The 12,623-nt window shown below is 73.2% G+C and carries 10 protein-coding genes; 6 read left to right on the forward strand and 4 right to left on the reverse strand.

All coding sequences use genetic code 11. The annotated features are described in order from the left end of the window. Positions 1-15: 15 nt before the first annotated feature. Entirely contained in the window at positions 16-975 is a 960-nt protein-coding gene (rsmH, locus tag ACFYO9_RS13025; protein WP_355813578.1) for a 16S rRNA (cytosine(1402)-N(4))-methyltransferase RsmH, read from the reverse strand. Positions 976-1,389: 414 nt separating this feature from the next. Here rsmH and ACFYO9_RS13030 point away from each other — a divergent pair, with 414 nt between their 5' ends. The 4 genes from ACFYO9_RS13030 to ACFYO9_RS13045 all read left to right on the forward strand — a co-directional run bounded on the left by ACFYO9_RS13030 (position 1,390) and on the right by ACFYO9_RS13045 (position 6,990). Next, on the forward strand, positions 1,390-1,953 hold the full coding sequence (locus ACFYO9_RS13030; RefSeq protein WP_388666252.1) for a beta-class carbonic anhydrase: 564 nt from the start codon (positions 1,390-1,392) through the stop codon (positions 1,951-1,953). 221 nt (positions 1,954-2,174) lie between these two features. Beyond that, the gene (locus tag ACFYO9_RS13035) at positions 2,175-3,197 is read left to right on the forward strand and encodes a MoxR family ATPase (protein ID WP_358704506.1); all 1,023 of its coding nucleotides are present in this window, start codon (positions 2,175-2,177) and stop codon (positions 3,195-3,197) included. Further along, a complete protein-coding gene (locus tag ACFYO9_RS13040; RefSeq protein ID WP_358777427.1) occupies positions 3,197-4,564 on the forward strand; it encodes a DUF58 domain-containing protein in 1,368 nt (455 codons plus the stop codon). Before ACFYO9_RS13035 ends, ACFYO9_RS13040 begins: the two co-directional genes overlap by 1 nt. Beyond that, positions 4,561-6,990, forward strand: coding sequence for a DUF3488 and transglutaminase-like domain-containing protein (locus ACFYO9_RS13045; RefSeq protein ID WP_358777428.1), 2,430 nt, complete (start codon positions 4,561-4,563; stop codon positions 6,988-6,990). The genes ACFYO9_RS13040 and ACFYO9_RS13045 overlap by 4 nt, the downstream gene beginning before the upstream one ends. A 442-nt stretch (positions 6,991-7,432) precedes the next feature. Here the strand turns inward: ACFYO9_RS13045 and ACFYO9_RS13050 are convergent, their stop codons facing one another. The 3 genes from ACFYO9_RS13050 to ACFYO9_RS13060 all read right to left on the reverse strand — a co-directional run bounded on the left by ACFYO9_RS13050 (position 7,433) and on the right by ACFYO9_RS13060 (position 9,603). After that, positions 7,433-7,846: a DUF3040 domain-containing protein gene (locus ACFYO9_RS13050; protein WP_355813593.1), complete on the reverse strand. Its 414-nt coding sequence runs from the start codon at positions 7,844-7,846 to the stop codon at positions 7,433-7,435. A 274-nt stretch (positions 7,847-8,120) separates the two neighbouring features. Next, the gene (locus tag ACFYO9_RS13055) at positions 8,121-8,957 is read right to left on the reverse strand and encodes a methyltransferase (protein ID WP_355813595.1); all 837 of its coding nucleotides are present in this window, start codon (positions 8,955-8,957) and stop codon (positions 8,121-8,123) included. Between the two features lie 97 nt (positions 8,958-9,054). Continuing rightward, positions 9,055-9,603 carry an SAV_6107 family HEPN domain-containing protein gene (locus tag ACFYO9_RS13060; protein WP_355813598.1) on the reverse strand — a complete coding sequence of 183 codons (549 nt, stop codon included), beginning with the start codon at positions 9,601-9,603 and terminating at the stop codon, positions 9,055-9,057. A 187-nt stretch (positions 9,604-9,790) separates the two neighbouring features. On the opposite strand from ACFYO9_RS13060, the gene ACFYO9_RS13065 reads away from it, so the two are divergent. Beyond that, entirely contained in the window at positions 9,791-10,549 is a 759-nt protein-coding gene (locus tag ACFYO9_RS13065; protein ID WP_358777458.1) for an ATP-binding cassette domain-containing protein, read from the forward strand. Further along, entirely contained in the window at positions 10,521-12,605 is a 2,085-nt protein-coding gene (locus ACFYO9_RS13070; protein ID WP_358777429.1) for a YhgE/Pip domain-containing protein, read from the forward strand. Before ACFYO9_RS13065 ends, ACFYO9_RS13070 begins: the two co-directional genes overlap by 29 nt. The last annotated feature ends 18 nt before the right edge of the window (positions 12,606-12,623 follow it).

Here is a 12,623-nt window from a genome sequence, read left to right on the forward strand (position 1 = left end):
GACAGGCCCTGGAGGTCACCCGACGTCCTCACGGATGCGTTCCGCGCCGCGCAGCCGCGCCGGGGCCGCCCGGCGGTTCTCGGCGATCTCCTCCTCGGTGGGGAGTTCCGCGCCGCGCGTCAGGAGCTTCAGGCGCGGCTGGTAGCGCTCGGGGACGACCGGAAGGCCGGGCGGCGCGGTCGTCGCGGCACCCGCCGCGAGCACCTGCTTGACCAGCCGGTCCTCGAGCGACTGGTACGACAGGACGGCGATCCGCCCGCCGACGGCGAGCGCCTGCACGGCCGCGGGCACGGCCCGCTCCAGGACGCTCAGCTCGCCGTTGACCTCGATGCGCAGGGCCTGGAAGGTGCGCTTGGCGGGGTTGCCGCCGGTGCGCTTGGCGGCCTGCGGCAGCGCGTCGCGGATGAGGTCGACGAGCCGCGCGCTGTTGCTGAACGGCTCCTTCTCGCGCTCGCGCACGACGGCGCCGACGATGCGCTTGGCCTGCTTCTCCTCGCCGTACGCCCGCAGGATGCGGACCAGTTCGCCGGGCGCGTAGGTGTTGAGGACCTCGGCGGCGCTGATGCCGGTCGTCTGGTCCATGCGCATGTCCAGGGGCGCGTCCTGGGCGTACGCGAATCCCCGGTCCGCCTCGTCGAGTTGCATGGAGGAGACGCCGAGGTCGAAGAGGACGCCCTGTACGCGCGGGATGTCCAGGCGGTCAAGGACGTCGGGGAGTTCGTCGTAGACCGCGTGCACGAGGGTGGCGCGGTCGCCGTAGGGGGCGAGGCGCTCGCCGGACAGGCGCAGCGCCTCCTTGTCGCGGTCCAGGGCGACGAGGCGGGCGGCGGGGAAGGTGGCGAGGAGTGCCTCGCTGTGCCCGCCGAGGCCCAGGGTGCAGTCGACGACGACGGCGCCCGGCTCGGCGAGCGCGGGGGCCAGCATGTCCAGGCACCGCTGGAGCATCACCGGGACGTGTCGGCTGTTGTCGCTCAAGGGGCCCTCTCAGGTCCGGCGCGGGTGCGCACGCACCGCCGGGTCCCCACCCGCTCCGTGAAGGGGAATGGACTGCTGGCGCCGGGGAAGTGGCGTCAGCCGACCGGGAGCGGGAGGAGGCCGAGCCGTACGTACGCGCCGCGCACGTGGGGGGATTCAGGGAATCCCCGGGATGTGCGGTCCAGCGGGGAGCAGGTCACGTCTCCCGCTTCGCGTCACTTTAGTCCACGGTGTCGCCCGGTCAATCAACCGGCCTGCGCGTCGCGGGCCGGTCGTCGGCGGGGGTGCGCATCCGGTGGAATCACCCGTTCGGCCGCAGGTCGGCCGCCTCTGTGGGTTAGCTCACAACAAGAGTTTTTGGCGTTCTTTGTCCCTTCTCACAGCGGGCCCGGGCGATCGGCGGCCATTAACGTCATGACTATGTCGACTTCCGCAGCCTCCTCGGATCCCACGCCCGCTGAGCCCACCGGCGGCATAACCGTCGGTACGGTGACCGACCGCCTCGTCGAGGCGAACGAAAAGTACGCCGCGCAGTTCACCGACCCGGGGATGGGCGCCGCCCCCGTCCTCCAGGTCGCCGTCGTCGCCTGTATGGACGCCCGCATCGACCTGCACCGCGCGCTCGGTCTCGAACTGGGCGACTGCCACACCATCCGCAACGCCGGCGGTGTGGTCACCGATGACGTGATCCGCTCCCTGACCATCAGCCAGCGGGCGCTCGGCACCCGCAGCGTCGTCCTGATCCACCACACCAACTGCGGCCTGGAGTCCCTCACCGAGGACTTCCGGCAGGAGCTGGAGCGTGAGATCGGCCAGCGTCCGTCGTGGGCGGTGGAGTCGTTCTCCGACGTCGAGCAGGACGTGCGGCAGTCGATGGCGCGCGTGCGGACCTCGCCGTTCCTGCCGCACACCGACGACGTCCGCGGATTCGTGTTCGACGTGACCTCGGGTCTGCTGCGGGAGATCGACCCTGCGTGACTGACAAAAAGGCGTAAGACCCGACAAATCGGCGCCAGTTATCCACAGGCAAGTGACACGACCCGGTATGCCCAACAACAATGCGGGGGTGACATCCCGCAGAAGCTTTCACGCGTGATGTCCGTGAATTCGGGGTGTACCGGGTCGCGCGCTGTCATGGCGGCCCGGTCATGGGGATTCCCTGCTCCTCAAGAGCGTGGGAAAGGGCCGAGGAGGGCCGGGTGACGACCTATGAAGATCGAGCGAGCCTCACAGATCTGACCGCTACTGCGGAGCGTGTGCGCAGGTCGGTGGAGGGTGTGATCGAGGGCAAGCCAGAGGTCGTACGGCTTTCGCTGACCGTGCTCCTGGCGGAGGGGCACCTGCTCATCGAGGATGTGCCGGGGGTGGGCAAGACCATGCTCGCCAAGGCGCTCGCGCGGTCCATCGACTGCTCCGTGCGACGGATCCAGTTCACACCGGATCTGCTGCCCTCGGACATCACCGGTGTGTCCATCTTCGACCAGCAGCGCAGGGACTTCGAGTTCAAGCCGGGAGCGATCTTCGCGCAGATCGTGATCGGCGACGAGATCAACCGCGCATCGCCCAAGACGCAGTCCGCGCTCCTGGAGTCCATGGAGGAGCGCCAGGTCACCATCGACGGGCAGACCTACGAACTGCCCAGTCCCTTCATGGTGGTGGCCACCCAGAACCCGGTCGAGATGGAGGGGACCTACCCGCTGCCCGAGGCGCAGCGCGACCGCTTCATGGCGCGCGTCTCGATCGGCTATCCGGGCCCGGAGGCCGAGCTGGCGATGCTCGACATCCACGGCGGCGTCTCCCCCCTGGACGACCTCCAGCCGGTGGCGCACGCGCACGAGATCGTGAAGCTCATCGACGCCGTGCGCACGGTCCACGTGGCCGACCCCGTCCGCAGGTACGCGGTGGACCTGGTCGCCGCGACCCGCAGCCACCCCGACCTCAGACTCGGCGCGTCCCCGCGCGCGACCCTGCACCTGCTGCGCGCCGCCAAGGCCTCCGCGGCGCTCAGCGGCCGGGAGTACGCGCTGCCGGACGACGTGCAGGCGCTGGCCGTCGCGGTACTCGCGCACCGCCTGCTGCCCACCGCGCAGGCCCAGTTGAACCGTCGTACGGCCGAGTCCGTCGTCCTGGAGATCCTGCAGCGCACCCCGGTGCCCGCGGCCCACCAGCCGGGCACCGGCGCCTACTTCAACCAGCAGCCGCCCGGCGCCCGGAGGCTTTGATGGCGGCCGGGGGGCCGCCGGCGAGCCCCGCCGAGGACGACAAGGGCGGGCTGCGCACGGCTCTCGCGGGGCTGACCACCCGCGGACGTTCCTTCCTCGCGGCCGGTGTCGCCGCGGCCATCTGCGCCTATGTCCTGGGCCAGGGCGACCTGTTGCGCGTCGGCCTGCTGCTCGCCGTGCTGCCGCTGGTGTGCGCCACCGTGCTGTTCCGCACCCGCTACCGGGTCGCGGGCAGCCGCAGGCTCTCCCCCGCGCGCGTGCCCGCCGCTTCGGAGGCCCGCGTCCATCTGCGGATAGACAACATCTCGCGGCTGCCTACCGGGCTGCTCATGCTCCAGGACCGGGTGCCCTACGTGCTCGGGCCGCGCCCCCGCTTCGTGCTCGACCGGGTCGAGGCGGGCGGCCGCCGCGAGGTGTCCTACCGCGTCCGCTCCGACCTGCGGGGGTGCTATCCGCTGGGGCCCCTGCAGCTGCGCCTGACGGACCCGTTCGGCATGTGCGAACTGACGCGCTCCTTCTCGACGTACGACACCCTCACCGTCATCCCGCGCGTGGAGGCGCTGCCCCCGGTGCGGCTCACCGGGGAGGCGAAGGGGTACGGCGACGGGCGCAACCGCTCGCTGGCGCTGGCCGGCGAGGACGACGTGATCCCGCGCGGGTACCGGCACGGCGACGACCTGCGCCGGGTGCACTGGCGCTCCACCGCGCGGTACGGCGAGCTGATGGTGCGCCGCGAGGAGCAGCCGCAGCGGGCCCGCTGCACGGTGCTCCTGGACACCCGGGGCGTGGGTTTCCACGGCGCGGGGCCGGACTCGGCCTTCGAGTGGGCGGTCTCGGGCACCGCGTCCGCCCTGGTCCACATGCTCGAACGCGGCTTCTCGGTCCGTCTGTTGACCGACACCGGCACCTCCGTGCCGGGCGAGGGTTCAGACGGCTTCGCGGGCGCGAGCCAGGAGTCGGCGGACGCCGCCGGACTGATGATGGACACCCTCGCGGTGATCGACCACTCGGACGGCGCCGGTCTCTCCCGCGCCTACGACGTGCTGCGCGGGGGGAACGAAGGCCTGCTCGTCGCCTTCCTCGGCGATCTGGCGGAGGACCAGGCGGCGGTGGTCGCCAAGATGCGTCAGCGCAGCGGCGCCGCGGTGGCCTTCGTGCTGGACGGCGCGGCCTGGGCGACAGGGCCGGGCACCGGCCCCTCCGACGCCGGGCAGGCGCGAGTGCGGATGCTCCGTGAGGCGGGCTGGACGGCGCTCGCGGTGGCCCCCGGGGCACGCCTGGAGGACCTGTGGCAGCAGGCGGACCACGCCCGTACGAGCGCGGGCCCGGCGCCCGCCGCGGGCACGACGACCGGGGGTTGGGCATGAGCGGACGCGCACGGCTCGCGGTGTGTGCCACCGCGGCCACCCTGATGGCGTCGAGCGCGCTGATGCCGCTCGTCGAGCCTGCGACGTGGTTCCTGCAGGCCGTGATCCTGCTGATGCTGCAGAGCGGGGTGGGCGCGCTGGCCCGGCGGGTGCCGCTGGCCCGGCCGCTCACCGTGGCGGTGCAGGCGCTGGTGACACTGCTCCTGCTGACCCTGGTGTTCGCCCGTGAGCAGGCCCTCGGCGGGATCGTGCCGGGGCCCGAGGTCTTCCAGCGGTTCGGCGTGCTCCTGGAGGCGGGCGGCGCGGACGTCAGCCGCTACATGATCCCGGCGCCGCTGAGCGACGGCATCCGGCTGATGCTGGTCGGCGGCGTCCTGCTGGTCGGCCTTGCGGTGGACGCGCTGGCGGTGACGTTCCGTACGGCGGCCCCGGCCGGACTTCCGCTGCTCGCCCTGTACTCGGTCGCGGCGGGGCTCTCCGGGAGCGGCGCCGCCGACTGGCTGTGGTTCCTGCTGGCCGCGGCCGGCTATCTGCTGCTGCTCCTGGCGGAGGGCCGGGACCGACTCTCCCAGTGGGGCCGGGTCTTCGGCGGCGCGGCGCGCGCGCCGGGGAAGGTCTCCGCGGGCCTGGAGAGCAGCAGCGGGGCGCTCGCCCCGGTCCGTACGGGACGGCGCATCGGAGCGCTCGCCCTGGGCATCGCCCTGGTGGTGCCGCTGGCGCTGCCCGCCCTGGACGGCGGCCTCCTGGACGGCAACGGCGGTCCCGGCGGTGACGGCTCGGGCGGCGGCGGCACGATCTCCGCGGTGAACCCGCTGGTCGCGCTGCAGGACAGCCTGAACCAGCCGGAGGACCGCGAGGTCCTCTCGTACCGTACGAACGCCGAGACGACCGACGACCTGTACCTGCGGATCGTCTCGCTCGACCAGTTCGACGGCACGACGTGGAAGACCACCGTCCGGCGCATCGAGGACGTACGGACGCCGCTGCCGGACCCGCGGGGGCTGAGTCCCGATGTCCGCAGGACCGAGATCCAGACCAACCTCACGGCCGCGCAGAACTACGTGCAGAACTGGCTGCCCATGCCGTTCCCGGCCAGCCAGGTGAAGATCGACGGGCGGTGGCGGTACGAGCCGGTGGGCCGCTCCCTGGTCGGCGACCGGGGCCAGACCACGCGGGGCGCGCGGTACCAGGTGAAGAGTCTGGTCGTGGCGCCCACGGCCCAGCAGCTCGCGGCCGCCCCGGCCCCGCCGGACGGCCTGCGGCGCGAGTTCACCAAGGTGCCGGACTCGCTCCCCCGGATGGTCGAGGACACCGCACGCCAGGTCACCAAGGGCGCCGCGAACCCGTACGAGCAGGCGGTCAAGCTCCAGGACTACTTCGCCTCGGACGGCGGGTTCTCGTACAACACGCAGGTCCGCGCGGGCAGTGGTCCCTCCGCGATCGAGCGGTTCCTCAAGCAGAAGGAGGGCTTCTGCGTCCACTTCTCCTTCGCGATGGCCTCCATGGCCCGGACGCTGGGGATACCGGCCCGGGTCGCGGTGGGCTTCACTCCGGGGACCGCGCAGAGCGACGGCTCGATGTCGGTGGGGCTGCGCGACGCGCACGCCTGGCCCGAGCTCTACTTCGAGGGCGTGGGCTGGACCCGTTTCGAGCCGACGCCGCGCCGCGGCACGGTCCCCGAGTACGCCCGCCCGGACACGCCGTCCGGCGGCGCGAGCGACCCGGACACCCCGGAGCCGGCCACCTCCTCCGAGCCGTCCGCGGCGCCCTCCGCGTCGGACACCTGCCCGCCGGACCTGCGCAAGCAGGGCGGCTGCGAGAGTGCCGCCCCGCAGATCGCGGCCGGTTCGGGCGGTGACGGCCCGCCCCTCGGGACGATCGTGGGCCTCACCCTGGCGGCGCTGCTCCTGATCGTGCTGCCACTGCTGCCGCTGCTGTGGCGGAACCGGGTGCGGGCGGCCCGGCTCGGCGCCCGCGGCCGCACCGAGGCGGACGCGGCGGCGCGGACCCTGGCCGCCTGGCTGGAGGTGACGGACACGGCCTGGGACCACGGCATTGCGCCGGACGAGTCACAGACCCCGCGCAAGGCGGCGGAGCGGATCGTCCGCGTCGGGCAGCTGGCCGCCGGGCCCGCGGCGGCCGTCCACCGGCTGGCGGCCGCGGTCGAGCAGGTGCTCTACGCCCCGCGCCCGCAGTTGGCGACCGGTCTCGCCGAGGACGTGCAGCGGGTCAGGGAGGGCCTGAACGCCCCGGTGGGCCGGGCCACGCGGCTGCGGGTGCTGCTCGCGCCGCGTTCGGCCGCGCGGGTGGCGTGGGCGGTCTCCGACCGCTGGGCGGCGTTCAACACACGCCGACGCGAACGCACCGCCCACCAGTGGGCAGCCCTCACCCGCAGACTGCCACGACGGGCGGGGCAGGGCGGCTGAGTCCCCGCCGGACGGGAGCGGGCCGGGGGCGGTCGGCGGGGCCTGGACGGCTCCGACGACCCCGGTGGGGGCCCTTGGACGGCACCGGCGACCGGCCCCGCCGGCTGCTGCACGCCGGGGCTGACCTGACCGGCTGGGCAGACTCGACGGGCTGGCTCGCCGCGAGAGGCTGGCGCCCAGCCGCTGCACCACCGGGGGGCCGACCCGCCCCGCTGGCTCACCGCCAACAGCTGGTCCCACCAGCCGCCGCACCACCAGGCGCCGCCCCGGCAAGCTGCTGCACCACCAAGCGCCGCCCCGGCCGACGCGCCCTCAATCCACCGGCGCTCCACCACCCCGCGACCGGCCGTCCGGCCCCACGCACGCGTGAGGGGTGGTCGCCCGATGGCGGCCACCCCTTACGGATGCGTATGTCTGTTCGGTCAGTCGTGAGCCGTTGGGCTCACTGACCACCCTGCTGTTCGTCGCGGCGGCGCTGCCACCGCTCCTCGATGCGGGTCATGACGGACCGGCGCTGCCTCGCCTGTCGGCGGGTCGGTGCCCCGCCTGGCCCGGCGGCCGTGCCCGAAGGCTGTTCGCCCGGCTTCGGCGCCTTGCGCCAACCGGTGACGGCGAGCACCGCGCAGCCCAGCATGACGAGGAACCCCACCACGCTGATCCAGATCTGCTGGGCGACCATTCCGGCCATGAGAAGGGCGATACCCACCAGGAAGCCCGCGACCGCTTGGTAGACCCGCTTCCGGGTGTACGTACGCAGCCCGCTTCCCTCAAGCGCTGTCGCGAACTTGGGATCTTCGGCGTACAGCGCTCGCTCCATCTGCTCGAGCATGCGCTGCTCGTGCTCCGAGAGCGGCACGGAGTCCTCCTCATCGTGCAGTCGCCGGGGCGACCGGGGGTCCCCTTCAGGATAGGCAGGGAATCGCCCCCGTGAAACCCGCCCCTCTACGCCAACTTCGCCAAACCGGACCTCCACGCCGCCCCGGCTCGCTGAAGCGTGCATTCCCCAGCGGCCGAACCGTCATGCAGAACGGTGTCCCTCGATCATACGGCGCCCGTAGCCCGTTCGGGGGCCTGTGGCGTACTCCATGTGCGGCTGCGCCCCTGATCAGCCGGGCGGCCGCGGGAGCACCTCAGGCCTCCGCGGCACCCCGCGCCTCGCCGAGCACATGCAGCTGGGTGGCCACGGAGTGGAACGCGGGCAGTTCCGCGGCGGCCGCCTCCAGCTTGAGGAGGGCCTCCAGGGCGCCCGGCTCGGTGTCCACCAGGACGCCGGGGACCAGGTCGGCGAAGACCCGGACCCCGTGCACCGCGTCGACGCGGACGCCCGCCGCCTCGACGAGCCCGGTGAGCTGCTCGGCGGTGAAGCGCCGGGGCACCGGGTCGCCCTCGCCCCAGCGGCCCGCCGGGTCGGTGAGCGCCGTCTGCGCCTCGGTGAAGTGCCCGGCGAGCGCCCGCGCGAGCACCGCGCCGCCGAGGCCGGCGCCGAGCAGGCTGAGGATGCCGGAGGGGCGCAGCGCGTCGACGGCGAGCCGCACGCCCTCGGCGGGGTCGTCCACGTACTCCAGGACGCCGTGGCACAGGACGGCGTCGAAGCCGCCGCGCTCGACGACGTCGAAGAGGCCGAGCACGTCGCCCTGGACGCCGCGCACCCGCTCGGCGACCCCGGCCTCCGCGGCCCGGCGCTCGAGCGCGAAGAGGGCGTTCGGGCTGGGGTCGACGACGGTGACGCGGTGGCCGAGGCGGGCGACGGGCACCGCGAAGTTGCCGCTGCCGCCGCCGGTGTCGAGCACGTCAAGCCCGGCGTCGGCCTCCCTGCCGGTGGCCTTGACCCGGCGGTCGAGGGCGTCCTTCAGGACGTCCCAGACCACGGCGGTACGGAGGGAGGCGCGCGGACGAGGGGGGTCGGAGCGCAACGACGCCGCTGGGGACGGGTGAGGGGAGGCGGGCGGGCGCATCGGGTCCGACACGGCAGTTGTCTCCTCGGCGCGTGGGGTGCTGTTTCCTCCACCCTATTGCCTGCCGCACCGTGCCCCGGCCACCCGCCTCGGGGTGCGGACACGCCGGTCAGCCCGCGTCCGGGGGCCGGCGGCCGGCGTCCGGCGACTCCTGCCGGGGCTGGGGCAGCACGGGTTGGAGGACGAGCATCCGCTCGACGATGCGCAGGAACATGGCGACGTCGCGGAGGAGGTCGTCGGCGTCGCGGGTGGTGGCGGCGTCCCTGATGCCCGCCTCGGCGCGGGCCCGGCGGGCGGCACCGGAGGCGAACAGGGCGCTCCACTCGGTCAGTTCGGGGGCGATCTCGGGGAGGACTTCCCAGGCGCTGCGGATGCGCTGCCTGCGGCGCGGGGTCGTCTCGGGGCGCCCGCGCGCGGCGAGGACGGCGGCGGCGGTGCGCAGGGCGGCGAGGTGGGCGGTGGCGTACCGCTCGTTGGGCGCGTCCAGGTGGGCGGCCTCGTCGACTCCGGCGCGGGCCTGGGCGAGCAGTTCGAGGGCGGCCGGCGGGGCCGTGGCGCGGCGCAGGACGGGGTGGACATCGCTCGCCGGGCCGCTGGGTGAGGAGGCAGGGCCGGCGGCGCGGTGCCGTCGGGCGGCTGCTGCTGACGTGCTGGCCATGACGAACCTCCTGTCGTCGTGTGACGGCACAGTGGCCGTATGTGCCCATCGTGGAGTACGCCACTGACAATCGGCTCTGACCTGGGCCTTTGCCTTGATGCACGATTCCGGCCTACTTTTGTACTGACCAGTCAGTTCAAAAGGAGGGGCAGGGGGGACTGTGAACGGTCCGACCGCCGGCGTGCCCATGGCCGCCGTCACCGCCGAGGAGTTCGGGCTCAAGGGGCCGCGGGGCTGGGCGTTCCGCGGCGTCACGTTCGCCGCGGAGCCCGGGTCCCTGATCGCGATCGAGGGTCCGTCGGGGACGGGCCGCACCTGTCTATTGCTCGCGCTGACGGGACGTATGCGCGCCACCGAGGGCGAGGCCTCCGTCGGCCGCTTCCGGCTGCCCGGGCAGCCGGCGGCGGTGCGCCGGATCAGCGGGCTCGGTCCCGTGCCGGGCGTGACCGACCTCGACCCCGCCCTGACCGTGGCCGAGCACCTGCGTGAACGGGCGCTCCTGGAGCGGCGGTTCGGCGGGCCGCTGCGCGGGCTCCTCAGGCCGCGCGCCGAGCGGCGGCAGGAGCTGCGGGTGCGCGTGGACGCCGCGCTGACGGCCGCCGGACTCGACCTGGAGACGCTGCCCAAGGGCCGGCGGACCTCCGTGCGCGACCTGGAGCGGCTCGAAGTCCTGCGGCTCTCGGTGGCCCTGGCCCTGATCGGCCGTCCGCGCGTGCTGGGCGTCGACGACGCCGACCTGAAGCTCTCGGACGCCGAACGGGCCGAGGCCTGGGCCATGTTGACCTCCCTCACCGGCTCGGGGACGACCGTGCTCGCGGTGTGCAGCGAGGCGCCCGAGGGCGCGGTCGTGGTCCGCACCGGCCCCGCCAGGACCTCGGACGCCGCCTCGGCCTCCCACGACGACAAGGAGACGGCGGATGCGCTCGCCGAAGCTCGCCGCGCTTGAGCTCAGGCGCTTCGGCAGGGGGAAGCTGCCGCGCGCCGCGCTCGTCGCGCTCCTGCTGCTGCCCCTGCTGTACGGCGCCCTGTACCTGTGGTCCTTCTGGGACCCGTACGGCCATCTGAACCGGATACCCGTGGCGCTCGTCAACGACGACAAGGGGGCCACCGCGCAGGGCAAGAAGCTCGCGGCGGGCGACAACATCGTCGAGGGGCTGCGCGACAGCAAGTCCTTCGAGTGGCACGAGGTGAGCTCCGCCGAGGCGCGCGAGGGCGTCGAGGACGGCACGTACTACCTGTCGCTGACGATGCCCGAGGACTTCAGCAAGCGCATCGCGTCGAGTTCCGGCTCCTCTCCGGAGACGGGCGCTCTCCAGGTGAAGACGAACGACGCCAACAACTACATCGTCGGGCAGATCTCGCGGACGGTCTTCTCCGAGGTGCGCTCGGCCGCCTCCACGAAGGCGTCACGCTCCTTCCTCGACAAGATCTTCATCTCCTTCTCCGACATCCACGGCGCGACCAAGAAGGCCGCCGACGGCGCCGACAAGCTGGACGACGGCATCGGCAAGGCGAAGAAGGGCTCCAAGGACCTCGCGGACGGTCTGACGAAGGCCAAGAAGGGCAGCGGCGACCTGGCGGGGGGCATCAAGAAGCTGCACACCGGCGCGGGCGACCTGGAGGACGGCTCCAAGCGGGTCGCGGACGGCACCCAGAAGCTGGCCGACAAGGTCGACGGCGCGGCCGGCCAGGTGCGGCCGTTCCTCAAGGACAACGGCAAGACCATCGGCGACACCGCCCAGCTCGTCGCCGACTCCGCCAAGGCGCTGCACCGCAACCTGGACGACTGGGTGAGGCTCGCGCCCGGCGCGGCCAAGGGCGCGAAGGACGGCTCCCGGGCGATCGGCAGGTTCTACACGGACCGCTGTGTGAAGGCCCCGGTGCCCGACCCGTTCTGCCCGCGGATCAAGGAGGCCAAGGAGGCCGCGGAGAACGTGTCGACCATCGCGGACGACATGAACACCGTGATCAAGGACCACAACAGCGATGTCAAGCAGCTCGACAGGAATCTGACCGCGCTGCAGAAGAAGTCGCAGGCTCTCGCCGACCGCGCCCCGCACCTCGACGAGGACCTGGAGAAGGCCGTCTCCCAGATCGACCGGCTCAACAAGGGCGCCGGCAAGGTGGCCGACGGCGCCAAGAAGCTGCACACGGGCCTCGGCACGGCCAAGACCGGCGCCGTCGACCTCGACACGGGCCTCGGCAAGCTGGAGACGGGCGCGGGCGACCTCAAGGGCGGCCTGTTCAAGCTGGCCGACGGTTCCGCGAAGCTGTCCGGCGGGCTGCACGACGGCGTCAAGAAGATCCCGGACTACGACAAGAAGGACCGCGACGAGCGCACCGGTGTCATGTCCGACCCCGTGCAGCTCGCCTCCCAGTCCCTGCACAAGGCGCCCAACTACGGCACCGGCTTCGCCCCGTACTTCATCCCGCTCTCCCTGTGGGTCGGCGCGATGGTGGCGTACATGCTGATCCAGCCGCTCAACCGGCGCGCGCTCGCCGCGGGCGCCTCCGCGTGGCGGATCGCGTTCGCGGGCTGGCTCCCGGTGGCCGCCCTGGGGGTGCTCCAGACGGCGGCGCTCCTCTCGGTCCTGCACTGGGGGCTCGGCCTGCAGATGGCCAGGGCGGCCGGCACGGTGGGCTTCCTGTGCCTGGTGACGGCGTGCTTCGCGGCGATCGTGCAGTGGCTCAACGCCCGCTTCGGGGCGGCCGGGCGGATCCTCGTCCTGGCAGCGCTGATGCTGCAGCTGACGTCGGCGGGCGGCACGTACCCCGTCCAGACCAGTCCCGGCTTCTTCAGCGCGATCCACCCGTTCCTGCCGATGAGTTACGTCGTCGAGGCCCTCCGGAGACTCATCACGGGCGGCGGCCTCGGCCCCGTCTGGCAGGGCTGCGCGGTCCTGACGGCCTTCACCGTCGGCGCCCTCGCGCTCACCGCGCTCTCCGCCCGCCGCAAGCAGGTGTGGACGCTGGACCGGCTGCACCCGGAGCTGACCCTGTGAGCCGGGCGGCGGCGCCCG

It is taken from the genome of Streptomyces sp. NPDC005863, from assembly GCF_042871345.1.
In the GTDB taxonomy this organism is placed as follows: domain Bacteria; phylum Actinomycetota; class Actinomycetes; order Streptomycetales; family Streptomycetaceae; genus Streptomyces.

Excerpts from the sequence above, each read along its gene's own strand:
- ACFYO9_RS13030 (WP_388666252.1), top strand. The coding sequence starts at position 1,390 with ATGACTATGTCGACTTCCGCAGCCTCCTCGGATCCCACGCCCGCTGAG.
- ACFYO9_RS13040 (WP_358777427.1), top strand. The coding sequence starts at position 3,197 with ATGGCGGCCGGGGGGCCGCCGGCGAGCCCCGCCGAGGACGACAAGGGC.
- ACFYO9_RS13045 (WP_358777428.1), top strand. The coding sequence starts at position 4,561 with ATGAGCGGACGCGCACGGCTCGCGGTGTGTGCCACCGCGGCCACCCTG.
- ACFYO9_RS13060 (WP_355813598.1), bottom strand. The coding sequence starts at position 9,603 with ATGGCCAGCACGTCAGCAGCAGCCGCCCGACGGCACCGCGCCGCCGGC.
- ACFYO9_RS13065 (WP_358777458.1), top strand. The coding sequence starts at position 9,791 with ATGGCCGCCGTCACCGCCGAGGAGTTCGGGCTCAAGGGGCCGCGGGGC.
- ACFYO9_RS13070 (WP_358777429.1), top strand. The coding sequence starts at position 10,521 with ATGCGCTCGCCGAAGCTCGCCGCGCTTGAGCTCAGGCGCTTCGGCAGG.